Source organism: Anaerocolumna xylanovorans DSM 12503 (assembly GCF_900143645.1).
GTDB lineage: Bacteria > Bacillota > Clostridia > Lachnospirales > Lachnospiraceae > Anaerocolumna > Anaerocolumna xylanovorans.
This window is the reverse complement of the sequence record NZ_FRFD01000003.1, coordinates 1,080,839-1,099,094: the sequence shown is the minus strand read 5'-3', so window position 1 is coordinate 1,099,094 and position 18,256 is coordinate 1,080,839. Positions and strand designations below refer to the sequence as shown.

13 protein-coding genes are annotated in these 18,256 nt (G+C 41.7%); all 13 read right to left on the bottom strand.

Annotated features, from left to right (window positions below; all coding sequences use genetic code 11):
- Positions 1-27: 27 nt before the first annotated feature.
- A complete protein-coding gene (locus BUF11_RS04615) occupies positions 28-1,323 on the bottom strand; it encodes a transglutaminase domain-containing protein (protein WP_073587571.1) in 1,296 nt (431 codons plus the stop codon).
- Positions 1,324-1,609: 286 nt separating this feature from the next.
- Positions 1,610-2,680, bottom strand: coding sequence for an alpha/beta hydrolase (locus BUF11_RS04610; protein ID WP_073587570.1), 1,071 nt, complete (start codon positions 2,678-2,680; stop codon positions 1,610-1,612).
- 16 nt (positions 2,681-2,696) lie between these two features.
- Positions 2,697-3,644: an alpha/beta hydrolase gene (locus BUF11_RS04605; RefSeq protein ID WP_242952311.1), complete on the bottom strand. Its 948-nt coding sequence runs from the start codon at positions 3,642-3,644 to the stop codon at positions 2,697-2,699.
- Between the two features lie 306 nt (positions 3,645-3,950).
- On the bottom strand, positions 3,951-5,252 hold the full coding sequence (locus tag BUF11_RS04600; protein WP_139243269.1) for an Ig-like domain-containing protein: 1,302 nt from the start codon (positions 5,250-5,252) through the stop codon (positions 3,951-3,953).
- Between the two features lie 555 nt (positions 5,253-5,807).
- Positions 5,808-7,418, bottom strand: a complete 1,611-nt coding sequence (gene ptsP, locus BUF11_RS04590) for a phosphoenolpyruvate--protein phosphotransferase (RefSeq protein ID WP_073587568.1) — start codon at positions 7,416-7,418, stop codon at positions 5,808-5,810.
- A gap of 20 nt (positions 7,419-7,438) precedes the next feature.
- The gene (locus BUF11_RS04585) at positions 7,439-7,696 is read right to left on the bottom strand and encodes an HPr family phosphocarrier protein (protein WP_073587567.1); all 258 of its coding nucleotides are present in this window, start codon (positions 7,694-7,696) and stop codon (positions 7,439-7,441) included.
- 31 nt (positions 7,697-7,727) lie between these two features.
- Positions 7,728-8,243, bottom strand: a complete 516-nt coding sequence (locus BUF11_RS04580) for a PTS sugar transporter subunit IIA (protein WP_073587566.1) — start codon at positions 8,241-8,243, stop codon at positions 7,728-7,730.
- Positions 8,244-8,278: 35 nt separating this feature from the next.
- Positions 8,279-9,697, bottom strand: coding sequence for a glycoside hydrolase family 1 protein (locus BUF11_RS04575; protein ID WP_175561988.1), 1,419 nt, complete (start codon positions 9,695-9,697; stop codon positions 8,279-8,281).
- Positions 9,698-9,815: 118 nt separating this feature from the next.
- Positions 9,816-11,564, bottom strand: coding sequence for a carboxylesterase family protein (locus BUF11_RS04570; RefSeq protein WP_073587564.1), 1,749 nt, complete (start codon positions 11,562-11,564; stop codon positions 9,816-9,818).
- A gap of 52 nt (positions 11,565-11,616) precedes the next feature.
- Positions 11,617-12,987, bottom strand: a complete 1,371-nt coding sequence (locus BUF11_RS04565; RefSeq protein ID WP_073587563.1) for a PTS transporter subunit EIIC — start codon at positions 12,985-12,987, stop codon at positions 11,617-11,619.
- A 195-nt stretch (positions 12,988-13,182) separates the two neighbouring features.
- Positions 13,183-14,031 carry a PRD domain-containing protein gene (locus tag BUF11_RS04560; RefSeq protein WP_073587562.1) on the bottom strand — a complete coding sequence of 283 codons (849 nt, stop codon included), beginning with the start codon at positions 14,029-14,031 and terminating at the stop codon, positions 13,183-13,185.
- A 432-nt stretch (positions 14,032-14,463) separates the two neighbouring features.
- A complete protein-coding gene (locus tag BUF11_RS04555; RefSeq protein ID WP_084558444.1) occupies positions 14,464-16,263 on the bottom strand; it encodes a carboxylesterase family protein in 1,800 nt (599 codons plus the stop codon).
- 276 nt (positions 16,264-16,539) lie between these two features.
- Positions 16,540-18,150, bottom strand: a complete 1,611-nt coding sequence (gene ptsP, locus BUF11_RS04545) for a phosphoenolpyruvate--protein phosphotransferase (protein ID WP_073587561.1) — start codon at positions 18,148-18,150, stop codon at positions 16,540-16,542.
- Between the last annotated feature and the right edge of the window lie 106 nt (positions 18,151-18,256).

Below are 18,256 nucleotides of genomic sequence, written 5' to 3'. Positions count from 1 at the left end.
GCTAACAATTTAACAGTTTTTGAATTATTAAGCAGCTAAATTATCACCCATTATATTACTGCTAAAAACAGCATCATATTCCATATCTGTTTCGGTACAGTCAGGAAGATTCACTGACAGCCCTGTTCTTTTGTGCTCGATATTAAATTCAGAATCGGGCATATTATAATATAAATAACATTCTGTACCATATCTTTCTTCAACTGAATCATCCCAGAGCGTATCAACATTATAAAAATTGTTACCTAATTTTATGATATTCCAGGCGTGTGTACCGCCGTCAGCTACACCCGTGCAATAATAAACCGGGATTCCCATCTGCATCAGTATATGCTGAAAAGCTCTTGAGTAACCTGCACATACACTTCTCCCATTCACTAACGCACTGTATGCACTCTGATGCATGGGAGCATTTTCATCATAAGTAGTTGTATTAATAAGGTAATCATGTACAAATCGTTCTTTCTCCACATCTGTCTTGTAATCCTTGGCCAAATTGATGATTTCATTTACTTTTTCATTAAAAACAGCAACATTTTTATCAATATCCTCAATTGTCTCATTAAAATTCAATCTGATACTATAAACTATCCCATTACTTCCATACTGGTAATCATACTGCGTTTCCAGCCAAAATAATTCAGGATGGTCATTATATACGGACTGCATAATATCATCTATTTGAGTTGCATTAACAGAAGCTTGGATTGCAAAATGTTCACTGTTGTAGCTTAAGGCATTGGCATATATTTGGTCATATGCTTTTTGCTCTTCACTATCCAGCATAGCTCTGTATGGATACAGAAGTTCTGAAAAAGTATAGTCCCCTCCCAGCGCTCCTTCATCAATAGCAGAATTGGCAGCATCAACTTCTTTACCGGTTCCTTCTAAAGGTACCATATCTGCTTTTTGTACGGCTTGTAATTCTTTTTTCGGAATATTTCCTCTGGCTTTTTCCGTTATGGGTCTGTTGGTATCAGAAGTTAATTTATTTGGCTCTGCCTTTTTATTAGAAGCATCCTTCCCAGCCGCTTTATTAGTTGCCTTTTTGGCCTTTTTACCGTTATTCTCTGTTGCTTTTTTCTCTTTTTCTGTCTTTGTTCCCGAATCACTTGGGGTTTTCTGTATTTCCATGCCGCCAGCATTATCTGAATAAGCACTGTTGACAATTTCCAGACCATTATCCTTTGTCTGCGTACTTCCATCCGGAATCCCCATGATTCTGCTGTATGTATCCGGTTCTTGCTCTTTTAAATATAACAGTCCCGAGAATATACCCAGTACAAAAAAGGATATAAATAAAAGTCCAAGCAGTTTCTTCATACTTAACTCCAATCTTATGTATAGTTCGCATTTTCTTCCAAAGTATAAACTAATTCAAATTCAATAACTAACATTAAAGTGAAAATGTGAGAAATTTGTGAGAAAAGAAGTAGATTTATATGAATACTAACACTTATGTTGTTGTACTTACCGGTATTTTACGAAATGGTAAGCAAGGAACCCTGTAGCCATTTATAGGGGTTACAGGGTTCTCTAATTTTCACCTGACTTTTAAACTGTCAAAAGGATCAAGGTATCTACATTTTCTGCTCCGGATGCATCCTCATTAGTTCCAAAACCACATGAGGCCATTATAGGTGTATTCCATCGCTGCCCGACCATCGTGGGAATATCCGTCCTTAATACGAAATGCAATATTTCCGGATTCTTCACTATCGGCTGATATGAAATTCCCACTGGGCATACCAAGCATTCCCTCAATCTGGCTTGTGAAATGTCCGCCTTCAAAGTCATTTGTTCCGGTAATCGCATAGATGAAGAAATCGTCCGGGCTGTAACCGGAGGCAGTGACTGCCGCATCTACATCATCCCCCTCATAGTCCATCGCACCGCTCATCGGCAGGAAATACCGGAATTCATCCAGACAATTCACAAAGGTATACCATGTGGTAACAGAGCCCATCGAAAAGCCACCAAATGCACGGTGGTCTCTGGAATTCTTAATATCCTCCGGCGATGTGCTTTTCGCATATGTCGAGTAGGTTCCTTCCACAGCAGGAATCAGATCATTTACCAGTTCATTGTGATAATTGACGGTTAGAGTATAAAACGCCAGCGTATAGTCCGCACTGTCCTCCGGACTTTCATTATTGTAGGTAGGACACACAATGATAAGCGGCTCTACCTCTCCGTTCTCTATGGCATGATCAATTACATTCTTAAAGGAATTCGGTTGATTCGGAGTGCCAAGGGTCGTTGTTTCATTACTCCAGCCTCCATGCATCAGATAAAAAACATTATACTTTTTTTCTTTTGAGTACCCATATGGCAGATATACGATTGCCCGTTTTGTTAGTTCTTTACTTTTCTGTTCATATGTTTTTGACTCATAGGTATTGTAGGTAATCTCCGCCAAGGTTCCCGGATGATCTGCCGCTTGGTAATACTCCCTTGGAATAGTCTTAAGTTCCTGCGGAACAGAATGCTCAGTACCGTTTCCCGTGTTCATGCCAGCTTCTGCCTCCTCTCCTGTTACCTCCTCTATTGCTTCACTGACTGCATTATCCTGCTTGTCAGTGACAGAAGTAGCATCTGATGCATTTCGACTGTTACATGCCCCAAGTAAAATGATAAGAAACAGCAACACTGCCAAACTTGCAAATCTTTTTACTCTCATTCTCCATACCTCCTTCTCATCCCATCTGATTTTCCCAGAATCTGACCGCATGATCTATCCATCCTTCTGCAATGGTCCCTTCGCCAAGTCCGAATCCATGGGGCAGACCATCAAAAATCTCAATCTCTGCGTTTGTTCCATTTGCCTTGATTTGATTAATACGGTTCTTCATTGTACGATAGCTTGCAATGCCGTCTCTGGTACCCACACATGCATATGTCGGCGGCTCATTCCTGAACACTTCAGAAAGTCCCGTATACTGCATGATGACCGCTCCGGGCCTCGGATACTTCGCTTCTCCAAAGGCTGCTGTTCCGTATGATCCAAGCCAGGCCGCCATACGCGCACCTGCAGAGCCTCCCCACAGGGAATAATCCACCGTGTCGACCTCAAGTTCGTCCGCATGTTCATGGATAAAAGCAATCGCTCGAGCAAGATCTTCACAGGCTGTCTCGGCTCCCGGTCGGTAAATCAGTGCGAATGCATTATACCCCTTTTTCGATAATTCCAATGCATGGGGAAAACTGTCATGCATGGCTCCCACATATGAAAAGCCGCCACCGGCATTCACAATGGCAAATTTCTCACCTGTATTTCCCCTGAAAAAGAAAAGTCCGGTATTTTCCTTGGCGGGGTCAGCAGCTTTTTCTTCATCCGTGTAGATGTCATAAAAAATCTGTTTTCCCGCCTCTGCTTCGGTTCTCATATAATTTACGATTTCGACTGTCCGATTCGGATTCACATAATTGTACCATGTCAGGATGCTGCCAACCGCCCTCAGAGTCATACTCTTGTCAATCGTCTTATCGGCAGGGAAAATCAACCTCCCGTATCCTTTAAAGGCAGGATCATCAATGACATCCCATACTTTTGTGTCTGCTGTGTAGTTTCTCTCTATCTTGTCCACTGCTGTATCTGTGGATATCTTGGTAATTTCTATTGCTTCTGTACCAGTTTCTTTCATTGTATCCTGCCCTTCTTCGACAGTCTCATTTAAAGTTGCGGTTGTCTTATTTAGCCTTTCCTTAGGAGCAGACTGAATATCCGTAACTCAAAGTATTACAATTAATATACAAATGACTACACATAAACTTTTTGAAAAATTACGTTTTTTCATTATTATAAATCCGCCTTTCCGCGAAAGGTATTGATGTGGTCACGAAGCCCAATTATGTCTTTCACTTTCTATATTTATAATCTTTTGTGAAAACTGCATTGTATATAATCCGAAGCCACTATCCATGACTCCGGATTATATTATTTTCAAAATTTATTCAACATTCTTCTTAATCCAATTTTCAATATGATTAGCAATCACACCATTATTTAGATCCTGGAACATAAAGTGATCATTTCCTGTAATACCTTCCTTAGGAAGATCTACTACCGTACAGTTTCCACCCTGAGCGGTATAAGCTTTCGCAAAATCATAGCAACTCTGACGCATCGCCTGCCACATCCCTGTTGCCTGAATGGTTGGATCCCCATTATCGATATAATCACCAAAATAAAAGGTCACTGGTATCTTCTTCTCTGTAACTGCCTTATAATCATCTGAGTCGGCAGCAGGTGCTCCACCTGGCTCGATTGCGATGATTGCTGCAATATGATCTGTGTATCCGGCTGCTGTCCATCCTGGACCACCGCCTTGAGAATGTGTTACAAGAATAGAATTTTTCCCTGTTCTTTTATATACCTCATCAATTGTTGCCGCTACTGCCTTTGCCACTGTCACATTATCGAAATCTCCACCCATATCTGACTTCATACCCGTATCCGGTGTCATTTGTCGAAAGAACTGATCTATGGATGCTTCACTATTTGGGAACTGTGATCCTTTATTGACAACGGATTTTCCATTCTCCCAGCGTCCGATTCTAAACTGGGTATACCAACGCTGATCCAATGTCTTTGTACTGATATCACCACTTACAGAAGTCATGCCGGCCTCACCACGTCTCGGTTCGTCAATCAGAAATACGCTGTGCCCTTTTCTCAAAAACATTTCAGACCAGCCTTCCCTTCCATCCGGTGTAGTCATCCAACCCATACGAGACTGTCCGTAACCATGCAGAAACACCATCGGAAGTTCTGTATCATTTACCGGAATCTGGTAGAACACATTCGCATGATCTACATGGGAAGTCTGTCCGGCTCCACTGTCCTCCCACTGATTCTCTGGATTAAATGTACCATCAGAAGTCACTGTGATTCCTCCTGCCGAAAAAATTCCCTGCTCCGAAATAGACAAAACGGTTGAATCAGTCTTCACTGTAATTTTACAGGATAAGGTTTCCTTACCGAATTTGGCTGATACTGTAGTTGTTCCTGCTTTTATCCCTTTTACCGTACCCTTGCCGGATACTGTTGCAATTTTTACATTTTTACTGGACCAGCTTATACTTTTTTTAGTATTTAAAACCTTAAGTGTAACAGTTTTACCTACTTCTAAAGTTGCGGTTGTCTTATTTAGCCTTTCCTTAGGAGCAGCCTGAATATCCGTAACTTGAAGTAATGCAATTAAGATACAAATGACTACACATAAACTTTTTGAAAAATTAACTTTTTTCACTATCAATACCTCCTGCTTAATCTTCTAAAAATGATAATCTAATTATGTAAGAATAATACTACAGCATATTCATTAATAAGCCAGCTTCAACGCTGCCAATCCAATTCCCTTTTTCTATTTTATATCTTACATCTATCCTCTCTTTCTTATTCTTTTCTCCTGCTGTTTTCAGCAGGATGTTACTAGCAATTTTGGATTTTGCCGTAATCCAATATCACTCCTATTGGATAATTTAACCTTAATGTGAAAATGTGTGAAATTTGTGAGAAAAGAAGTAGATTTATATGAAAGTTATTCTGCTATAAGGTATTTGGGGACAACAAATATCTGCCTATAAATGATAAGGTCAGTTTTTACAATGGGACGGCAATTTGCACAAAAAAGAAAGACTCATGCGCTGGTTCCAAGGTGCATGAGTCTTCCTTTTTTGTGCAGCTTGCGCTGTACGAACCTCTTTTACTGCTTTATCGTACAAGATTTGTAATTGCTCAACCGCAGTTGCTGTTGCATTTACAAATCGCTTAATTTCTTCATTAACATCATCTATAGTTGTCACTAATCACAATCAATAATGTTCTTCTTCACCGGAAGCAAAAAAGCATGAGATACGGACAACTCGTCAATCCCCATTCGGACAAAGGCAGCTGTCAGTTCAGTATCCGCACCAAGCTCCCCGCAGATCCCGACCCATATACCTGCTTTGTGTGCATTTGTAACTGTCATTTCAATCATGCGTAATATCGCCGGATGATGCGGGTCAAAGAATGTATCCAGCCTTTCGTTCTGTCTGTCGATTGCCAGTGTATACTGTGTCAGATCATTGGTTCCAATACTGAAAAAATCCACCTCCTGCGCCAGCTCTTCGGATATCATAACTGCTGCCGGCGTTTCAATCATCACGCCAAGTTCTACCTTCCCAAAGCTTATCCCCTGTTGTTCCAGTTCCTGCTTCACATTCGAAATAATTTCCTTTACCCTGCGAATCTCCCAAAGCGAAATAATCATTGGAATCATGATTGAAATATTTCCGAAGGCACTGGCGCGATACAGGGCACGCAGCTGCGTATGGAAAATATCTTCTCTGGTCAGACAAATTCGGACTGCGCGATATCCCATCGCGGGATTATCTTCCTTACCCAGGTTAAAATAGCCAATCTGCTTATCCGCTCCAATATCCAGTGTCCGGATAATAACCTTCTTCCCTGCCATCATCTCTGCCACCTGCTGATACGCTTTCAGCTGTTCTTCTTCCGTCGGGTAAGTATCCGATTGCAGATACAGAAATTCACTGCGGAATAATCCAATCCCCTCCGCATCATTCTGCAGTGCGGCACCGACATCTCCTACCCCTCCAATATTCGCGTACAACTTAATTTCTCTTCCGCTTTTTGTGACGGCGGGTCTGCCTTTCAGTTCTGCCAGAAGCCTGCGTTTTTCCAGTTCGCATTGCTGTTGCTGCCGATAGATGTTTAGCGTCTCTTCATCCGGCTCCACAATCAGCTTGCCCAGAAAGCCATCCACAATTGCCATTTTCCCGGCAAATTGCTGCGGAACAGGTGTGGTAACAATGGCGGGGATATTCATAGTTCTTGCCAGAATTGCAGTATGGGAATTGGTGGAGCCTTGTCTGGTGACAAAGGCAAGTACCTTCTCCTTGTCCAACTGTACCGTCTCACTCGGTGCCAGATCATCTGCCACAAGAATTCCGGCGTCCGACAATGCCTGTGTTTCATTCGTTCCGTTCAGCACACGCACAACACGTGCGGAAATATCTTTTACATCTGCAGCTCTTCCCTGCATATATGCATCATCCATTGCAGCAAACATCCCTGCAAAATTATCCCCTGTCATTGCTACGGCATATTCCGCATTCACTTCCTGCGTTTGTATCATGTTGATAATGGAATCGATATAATCCTCATCCTCCAGCATCATCTGATGCACTTCGAAGATAGCAGCATTTGTCGCCCCAACTTCCTTCTCTGCTTTCTGGTACAGGATCTGCAGCTGCTCCGATGCAAGGTCTCTGGCCTTGCGGAAGCGGTTTAGTTCCTGCTGGACATCCATAATATGCTTACGCCTTACTGTGTCCTCCTGAGTAGCCATCTCAATGATTCTGCCAATTGCGATTCCGCTAAATGCAGCTTTTCCTTGATAATCTTTCATATAGCCTCCTGTCTGAACGATTATAGATTTTCTTCAAAAAAAAGCCTCATTGCTGCAAGAGATTTTTCCTCGTCACCACCCTCTGCAATGACTGTGACTTCCTCTCCACATTTGATTCCCATACCCATAAGTGCCATGAGCCTTGTGCCCTCTGTCGCTTCCTCTCCTTTTTGAATTGTCACCTTGCTGTCCAATTCCTTTACGCTCTTGACTAAAAGTCCGGCCGGTCTTGCATGGACTCCCTGCTTATCTTTAATCGTATAAACAAATGATAACATAATAATCCTCCCTGATAATAAAAGTGGTCTGTCATTGCTGAGATACTGTCATTAGTACATCGCCGATTTGTGCGTCACCCAGTTTCAGATTTTGGGGATTGCCTGTATCATCGGCATTGCAGAGAATAACGGCGGTGATTGCAGGATGTCCGGCTGCCTTGATATCAGCAAGGCTGAACTTCATCAGCTTTTGTCCACGCTCAACGACGTCGTTCATTTTCACATAAGTGATGAAACCATTTCCGTTCATGTCCACAGTATCCATACCAACATGAATCAGCAGTTCCATGCCGTTCTTGCTGCATATACCAATGGCATGCCTGGTCTCTGCAACTTGTGTGATAGTTCCGGCAAATGGTGCACAGACCAACTCCTCAGCAGGCTCAATACCGCAGCCGGGACCTAGAATGCCCTCACTAAACACGCCGTCACCAATTTCTTCCATCGAAATTACCTTTCCGGTAATCGGCATATAGACTGTTCCCGGCTCACTTGGCAAAGCCTCAGCTGATTCCTTCTTGAATAATTTATTCAATAAAATACCCATAAATATTTATTTCCTTTCTGCAAATGTAACCTTTTTCAGGCATCCGTTGTGGAAGTCAGACTTTTTCCGTTTGTTTGAATGACATCCCGATACCATCCGAAAGACTTCTTGTTATAGCGGTTCAAAGTTCCGGAACCATCGTCTTTTCGATCCACATAGATAAATCCGTACCGTTTTTTGAGTTCCGCCGAGGAGGCACTGACTAGATCTATGCAGCCCCAAGCTGTATAGCCCATGACCGGAATGCCATCTTCAATAGCTTCTCGAACCTGAATCAGATGATCCCGCAGGTATTGAATACGATAATCATCCCATACAGTGAACGAGCCATTCCCATCATCAACAAGTTCATCTACAGCTCCCAATCCATTCTCAACAATGAACAGCGGCTTCTGATAGCGGTCATAAAAGCGGTTAAGCACGTAGCGCAACCCTTTTGGATCAATCTGCCATCCCCACTCTGAAGCATGCAAATAGGGATTAGGTACACCGCCAATAATGTTACCAAGTCCTGCCTTTTGGTTGGGATCTGCGCTGCCACAGACGCTCATATAATAACTGAAGGAGATGAAGTCTACTGTATTTTGCAGAATTTCCTCGTCCTCTGGTTTCATTTGGATTGTGATACCCTTTTCTTTGAAATAGCGAAGCATATAGCCGGGGTATCTTCCCCGAACATGGACATCTCCAAAGAAGTCGTTCTGATGCTCGATTTTTAAGGTGGCAATCACATCATCCGGTGCCGGTGTTAAGGGATAGACTGGCATACTGAGAATCATGCACCCCACCTTAGCTTGAGGCATCATCTCGTGAGCAAGTTTGGCAGCCAATGCACTGGCTACCAATTCGTGGTGCACAGCCTGATACAGTTCCTGTTCGCTCAATTCATCTTTGGGGATGCAAATGCCGCCGCTCATAAAAGGGGAATGGAGTACGGAGTTAATCTCGTTAAAGGTCAGCCAGTACTTTACCTTTCCACCATAGCGGGAAAATAGCGTTCTGACATACTTTTCATAAAACCCAATCATACTTCGGTCTGCCCAGCCGTTATAGTTTCTGGCCAGTTGCAGAGGCGTTTCATAGTGTGATATAGTTATCAAAGGTTCCATGCCATACTTAAGGCACTCGTCAAAAAGGTCATCATAAAATTGCAGCCCTTTTTCATTGGGAATCTCTTCATCACCGTTGGGGAAGATACGGCTCCATGCGATGGAAGTACGAAATACTTTGAACCCCATCTGGGAAAACAGCTTTATATCCTCTTTATAGCGATGATAGAAGTCAATTCCAACCAATTTCATATTATCAGGGGTTGGAGCATCCGTTACAGGTCCTTTCAGTCCATGCGGCAGTACATCTTGAATGCTCAGTCCCTTACCGTCCTCGTCGTAGGCACCCTCACATTGGTTTGCCGCTACTGCTCCGCCCCAGAGAAAACCTTCTGGAAATCGCATATCCATATTTTATTGCTCCTTTCGACTTTATAATAGAAAACCCTTGTCACTAAAACGTGACTTGGATTTATCTGCATTACCGGCCAGAAATGGCCGGTAATGCAGATAGTTCATTTAGTTATTGAAGTATTTTCTGGAGTGCGTCGTCGTAGGTGCTATCTTTGCAGACACTTTTGTCATCGAACACCATGGTGCGTGGAGCATCCGTAGTATAAGGCTTCCAGGTCAGTTTAGGAGTGGACGGATTCCCTGTAGCGCAAAATGCTGCCAGAGCAGAAGCCATGGTATCGGCCAACTTATGGGCGTTCACTTCATCTCCTTCAATCTGGTAAGCTACCGAATCGATAGAATGGAACCAGAATCCCAGATCGCCGGTGTGAGTCATCGTCATACCGCCAAAATAAGGCATCTCGTAGGCAACAAGATATTCATACACTGCAGGAGCGGATTTAGCAGCACTAGCCGTCATATTCATGCCGGCAAAGGATACAAGCGAACGCAAATCATAAATGTCATGACCTGGATAGGCTTTTTTAAAGAGTTTCGATGCCTTATCGTAGTTGTCACCCAACTGAGTTTTCATAATTTTTTCACGTTGTTCCATGGAGATGTTACCTTTGGCATCATTTGGCTTGGCGCCACCCTGACCCCAGTCGCCCAGCACCGCATCAGCAGAATTATGACCACCCATTTCTGCCCATACAGAACCAATCATATAGGTGTATTGGGAAGCAATATCGTTAAGGCTTCCATCTTCGTCATAGAAATTCGACTGGAAATATGGAGATCCTGTAGTCAAACCATAGCTTACTTTGGCAACTGTGCAAATATCAACAAGTTCATCATAGTCGGCATTCTGCAGATACTGAAATACCTGCTTGTCGGTAGCATTTTTCATATCCTTTATATTACTTCTGACATAGTCAGCTAAGGTGTTGGCAGTTTTAGCCGCAGTTTCAGGTGTTACACCACTGGCGCTGCCACCGCTGGCGTTAACAACCTTGCTGAACAATCCCTGCGCAGCGGGAGCAGAGGCCAGAGCACTTACCTTTGTTCCACCACCGGACTGACCCATAATAGTAACGTTGCTAGGGTCACCGCCAAATTTTGAAATATTATCTTTAACCCATTTCAAAGACAGGGTCATATCAGCAACACCAAGGTTGGCGTCACCACCGATAGCAGTAAGATCTAAATAGCCTACATAATTCAGGCGGGCATTCACGGATACGAATACGCAATTAGTGTAATCAGCAAAGTACTTACCATCATAAGTCTTTAATTCCAAAGCTCCGCCGTTCTGCAAGCCGCCACCGTGCATAAATACCAGAACCGGTTTTTTGGCTTTCTTGTTCAGAGAGCTGGTCCATACATTCAAGTTGAGGCACTCACTCTCGGTACTGAACATATCAGATTCAGAAGGTGTCATGAAAGCTGCCGCTGCTGCCCAGTTAGAATATTTGGTCTGGGTATTGCTCTGAGGTGAAACCGAACCATTCGTCAGTGCGAAACTAGGCCGCTCAGCAGTACCATAAGCTTTCGTAGCAGTGGCATACTTGAAACGGTCATAAGTACCATAAGAGACACCCTTAAAGGCATAGATACCGTTGTCATTGTAGCCCATAATGGAACCACGGTCCAATGTAACGACAGCAGGCATCACGGCTTGCTTTTCATTAGAAACCTTTGTTCCTTTTGGGGAATTCTTCAATGTCACTTCCTTAGTTTCTCCAACTTTCACTGTAACTTTTGATGAACTTAATTCCATCTTTGCTGCTGCACTTGCATTTTTGGATATGGTTCCCATAGAAATAATCATTGAAAATACAAGTACCACAGCCATGAGTTGCTTTAACAATTTTTTCATACTATGCATCCTTTCATATAGCATTTCATTTATACTGTTCATCTGATAAAATTTATTTCTCAGTAGAGGTTGTATCCTTAAAGCCCATTATCCAGGTCATGACAAAGGTCAGCACAATTGCAATCACAGCCGTAACAATTGTCATAATGAAGTTGTTAGCCTTCTGAGTGCTGACAAAGATAGGCAGGGAGAGTAAAGAAGGAGAGGCGAAGGAACTTGCGGATACCTTCATAATTCCTGCGAAAAGGCCTGTGATACCGCTAGAGATGCATAGTGCTATCAAGGGTTTTTTCAGGGGCATAGTCACACCATAAAGGCCGGGTTCAGTGACACCGGCAAACAAAGCGGATACACTGGAGGAAGCTGCAAGCTGCTTTAAATTACCGTTCTTGGACTTGATTGCAACAGCAAGACATGCAGCACCCTGTGCCAGGTTGCTGATGAGCATAGCCGGGAGCATCAAGGTTTCACCAGCAGGGGTTCCCAGTGCGGCTATTACCAAAGGAACGAAAGCCCAGTGCATACCTGTCATGACAATGAACGGCATAGCCGCTGCCATAATAACGTAGGCTGCAATACTGGCATGGGACTGAATTGCTACCAGAACTGCTGCAAGACCATTGCCGATGATTGTTCCCAACGGTCCCAAGAGGAGGAACGCAACAGGAGCTGAAATAATTATAATCAGCATAGGCTTGAGGAAGTTCTTTGTGAAAGCAGGAGTAATCTTTTCCACTCCCCGTTCAATGTAAGACATCACCCACGCCGTCAAAATAGCTGGAATAACGGTTGATGAGTAGCTCGCCACAGTGACGGGAATTCCCAGAAAGTGAACGGTAGGCAATCCACTTGCCACGAGGGCTGTAAAATTAGGGTGAATTAACACGGCTATAACAGTAGCGACCAGAACAGGATTTGCACCAAACTTCCTTCCCGCAGAATAGCCAACCAGGATCGGCAGGAAATAAAAGGCGCTGTCACCAATTACATTAAGAAGCTGCATAGTCTGGTTATCGGAATTGATGAACCATCCGAGAATAATAATCAGAACCTTAATCATACCGGCGCCGATAATAGCAGGAATAACCGGGGACATGGAGCCGGAAATAGCATCCAGTACAACAGAAACAGGGTTTCCGCCTTTCTTAGGAGCAGGTGCACTACCGGGCTGATTATCAAAGTTTCCCAACTTAATAAACACCTTAAAACAATTTGCCACATCATTACCGATGACGATCTGGTACTGTCCAGCTTTCTTCATCACACCGGCAACCCCCTTAATAGCCTTAACCTCTTCGTCGTGGACAATACTCTCATCCTTCAGAATCAGACGCAAGCGGGTCATACAATGGCTGGCACTGACAATGTTTGTTTCGCCGCCAACTTTTTCTAAAATTTCTTTAGCGGTTATTGAATAATCCATAAAAATCCTCCTCTAGTAATTACCTTGTATTTTTATTTATTCCAAAGAGCAGCATCCTTCAAACGCCGCGGACATTTGAGCGACCGTCCTCCATGAACACAAAAAAAGACCTTTCATGGATACAGTAATAGCACTGCACACACTGAAAGGTCATGCCCCCTAACGTTACGGGGTTACAATCCGGTTATATTTTTCTTATTGAACGTTTTTGCTGCACACACGATTGATGTGTATAATCAAATAAAGTTTTTCTTCATCGGGTACCTTTAACGACCAGGTGTTTTTATAATAATCGCAAATTTTATCTACGCAGTCCGATATCTCCTGAAACTCAAATTGAAGGGTCTTATACATTTGCAAATTATTGCTGTCAATATACTTCTGTTCGTAAATACGTTTTAAAAGATATTGGATATGAGTAGCAAAACGAATATAATTAAACGTATCCTGCCGTACTTGAATGCCCATTTCCTGTTCGATAATGCATACGGTCTGCTGCAGTATTTCTTCGTAATGCTGCTCGAGCTGCTTGACATAGGCGGGTTCTTCTCTCAGCGAGTAATTCTGGGCATTGATGAAATGCATGGCAATACCCTGGGCTTCACTTTTTGGAAGTTTAATCTTGAATTCCTGTAAGATTTCAGATATAAATTTTCTTCCAATGTTCACTTCTATGGGATAATTCATTTCCAGCTCATAAATCGATGGCATTCTTATATATATCCCTTTTTTGACTCTCTCAATTGCGAAAGCGATATGGTCTGACAGAGTCAACATTAGATTAGAATTTGTATCATAGGGCAATTCATCTTGAATTTCTAGTATCTGACGTGCAGTAAACTGAATAATCTCATAAGGAATATCATTCAAAAGAGATATGTACTGGTTGCTGACATCATAAAAGGTTCGATCAATTTTGCTTAAATCCGTCAACTCGTAGGGCGTTGGTGGAAATCCAATCCCTTTACCAAAGGCAATCAGCTCTTTATGATTGCTATCTTCGCAAATGGCAACATTGTTATTGATTTTCTTCAAGACAATCATTTCTAAGATTTCCCCCCATCCAACAAAAAAAATCCCAAGATACGCACAACCTCAGCCATAACAACTGTAGCGGTAATGCCTCTTGAGAGTAACAATCCTTGTTTAATATCATACAAAATGATTGCTTTATCGTCAAGAGACATTTTAGCCAAATTTTATTCGTAAAAAACAGCATAATATACAATGCAGTACCCTGATTTCCTTTTCCAATTATACATATTTTACGCTTGCAGTTTTTTTGATTTCCCACTTTAAGAAAATTTTTATTAAATGTACTAATAGATTATAATCTATATAACGACTTTTCGATTCTGAAAAAGGGAAAGTTGAAAATGTGAGAAAATAAAAAAGCAGGCGTTCAATCTGCCTGCTTTAAAGTTTTCCTTCAGTCTGTCCGTACCAAGTTTCTTGGAGGACAGATTTTTTTTAGCACTAATATATATAATCAGGTTCTAAAAGGTGCATCAGCTCTGCATCATGGTTATATACCAGTTCGGATTGGGTATCCAGCAGCATAGTTGCTCCTTGTTCCCTTGTATACGGCTTCCAATCAGGAAGTCCATCCGCTCCCGGAATGCCATTTCGTGCAAAATTAATCCATGCCTGACTGACTGTTTTAGCCAGTTTCAGTGTATCGGCATCACCACTTACATTATCAAACACAAATGGAATTTCTGCACCATGAGAAGAGCCTCCCATAGCACCTTGCCACGTAAATACATAGGCATAAACAGGTGCTCCGCCTTGATCTGTCTTATGTGACATAATCTTTAGCATCGGCAAGCGGATAAAGGTATCTACATTTTCTGCTCCGGATGCATCCTCATTAGGATAAGCCTGTGCAAATGCGTTTCTTTCTTCCTCTGTCATATTCGTGTGAGCTGAGGTTGGAACAAAAGTTGTCCACTCATTCAAATTGCTTCCTATAAGAAGAGGGATATCCTTTCCGGCATCGGCAAAGCCGTCTTTTGTTACCGGATTGGTAGGCATATAATCTCCATCAATAACCGGTCCCCATTCCATGGCATAATCATCGGTAAAAGCTGCAGGAATTTTATAGGTATTGGCAGTATCCTGCAATGCTTTGGTAGAAGCTGCCTGCAGATCACTGGTAGAAACCTTTTGGAGTTTTTCAATGTTATCAGCTGTAATACCAAGATTCTCCAATATATGTCCTGTTAATGTTTTGCTTTCTTCCTTTGTGGAGAACGTAACACCCATGGTTTCTGTTGCTCCGCTTTCTACGATTCCTTTTTGGAAAAGTCCCTTTGCATATGGGCTGGTCATCAGGGAAAGCACTTTCGCACCACCACCGGACTGCCCGAAGACAGTAACATTACCCGGATCACCACCAAACGCTTCAATATTATCCTGAATCCATTTTAATGCCGCAACAATGTCGGTAAGTCCAACGTTTCCGGAATATTTATATTTCTCACCATAAGCAGACAGATCCAGATGCCCAAATACATTCAAACGATGATTCACAGATACCACCACAACATCACCGCTTTGGCTTAGATTCTTTCCATCATTCATAGTATTATTGGCTGTTCCTGTAGAGAATCCACCGCCATGCAGCCATACCATAACCGGGCGTTTCTGTCCATCGCCTGTTCCGGGAGTCCAAATATTAAGATTTTGACAATTATTATCTGTTCCGGTCTCATCATTATTTACCGGCATTCCGAGAATGGCACCCTGCGGTGACATTGGGCCATAAGTGTTTGCCATACGAATTCCATTCCAAGGTTTAACTTTACCTGCAGGGACAAATCGCTCTGTTGCTTCTGCATAAGGAACCCCGAGATATGTATAAATACCATCATTATCTGTTCCCTGTACAAGACCTGCTGTTGTTTTTACAACTCCTTCTGTCTGTTCAGAATTACTACTTGTGTTATTTGAACTTTGTTCGTTTGATTTCTTTACTGTAATTTTACAGGATAAGGTTTTCTTACCGAATTTGGCTGATACTGTAGTTGTTCCTGCCTTTATCCCTTTTACCTTACCTTTACCGGATACCGTTGCGATTTTTTCATTTTTACTGGACCAGCTAATACTTTTTTTAGTATTTAAAACCTTAAGTGTAACGGTTTTACCTACTTCTAAAGTTGCGGTTGTCTTATTTAGCTTTTCCTTAGGAGCAGCCTGAATATCTGTAACCTGAAGTAATGCAATTAAGATACATATGACTACACACAAAGTTTTTGAAAAATTACTTTTTTTCACTATTAATACCTCCTGCTTAATTTTTTATAAATGCTAATCTAATAGAATTTGGATTATTTAACCATAATGTGAAAATGTGTGAAATTTGTGAGAAAAGAAGTAGATTTATATGAAAATTAAAAACCGCATCTTACAAAAACTATATGTTTACAGGCAATTTACACAAAGCAGAAAGAACGAATGCGCCTTGGAACCAGTGCATGAGTCTTTATGCTTTGTGTAAATTGCCGTCCCAGTGTGAAAGTCTGACCTTTTGAGGCGGAGATCATAATATATTTATAAGCTTCTGATTTTTTCCCTTAACGGGAATACCATAGATGGTGATACAGAAATTTCATCAATTCCCATTTTAATAAGCTGCTCGGTTACCTCAACGTCTGCACCAAGTTCACCACAGATACCAACCCATGCACCACCTTTATGCCCATTCTCAATTGTCATTTGCAGCATTCTTAAAATTGCAGGATGATGTGAATCATAGAATCTATCTAAGGAAGGATTCTGTCTGTCGATGGCTAGTGTATACTGTGTGAGATCATTTGTTCCAATACTAAAAAAATCAACCTGTTCTGCTAATACCTCTGAAATCATAACAGCAGCGGGAGTTTCAATCATAATTCCAAATTCAACGATTCCAAATGGTATACCATCTGAACTTAATTCATTTTTTACCCCACAAATGATCTCCTTAACTTTATCTACTTCCCATTTTGAGGTTATCATAGGAATCATAATTGAAATATTACCAAATGCACTGGCTCTATAAATTGCTCGAAGCTGTGTCTTAAAAATATCTTCTCTTGTCAGGCAAATACGGATTGCGCGGAAACCCAGCGCCGGATTTTCCTCTTTTTTTAAATTAAAATAATCTATTTGCTTATCAGCACCTATATCTAATGTTCGAATAATAACTTTTTTTCTTCCCATCATTTCTGCTACAGTTCGGTATGAATTAAATTGTTCTTCTTCCGTTGGATAATGATTTTCCTGGAGATATAAGAATTCACTGCGAAAAAGGCCCACGCCTTCTGCATCATTTTGAAGAACACTTCCAACATCTTCAACGCTTCCGATATTTGCATACAGCTTAATTTTTTTCCCCGATGTGGTTACGGTTTCTTTTCCCTTCAATTCCTGCAATAACTTTTTATGTCTTTCTAGTTTAATCTTCTCTTCTTGATATTGATATAATATTTCTTTCTCAGGTGAAACAAATATAGCTCCAATTTTTCCATCAACAATTCCTGTTTCTCCATCTACATTTTGTGGAATGCACACATTTACAACGGCAGGAATATTCATAGTACGAGCCAATATAGCTGTATGAGAATTGACACTACCTTCTCTTGTAACAAAAGCGATTACCTTTTCTTTATCCAGTTGTATTGTTTCACTTGGGGCTAAATCATCCGCTACCAGAATGCACGACTCATCAAATCCATCCTGCTCTATTTCTGCCTGTGATAATATATTTATAAGTCTTTTGGAAATATCCTTTATATCCGCTGCACGCTCCTGCATATATTCATCATCCATGGATGAAAGTATTTGCGTGAAATGATCTTCTGTCGCTGCAACTGCGTACTCTGCATTTACCATCTGTTTTGTAATAATATTAAAGATAGAGTCCAGATAATCTTCATCCTCTAACATCATTTGATGAATTTCAAAAATTGCAGCCTGCGCTGTACCAACCTCTTTCACTGCTTTATCATACAAGATTTGTAATTGCTCAACCGCAGTTGCTTTTGCATTTACAAATCGCTCAATTTCTTCATTAACATCATCTATATGTGTTCTTCGAACTACTGCTTCTCTCTTGTTCAGTTCCCTTATCTTACCGATTGCAATTCCTTGAAAAGCAGATTTTCCAGTATATTTCTTCATAAACATCCCCTTTTCTGCGCTACTTTTGTGCACCTTATCTCCATGATGCCGCTTTGGCGGCATCTCAAATAATGGAGGAAGAAGGCTAGAATGAGCACCCTCTGTG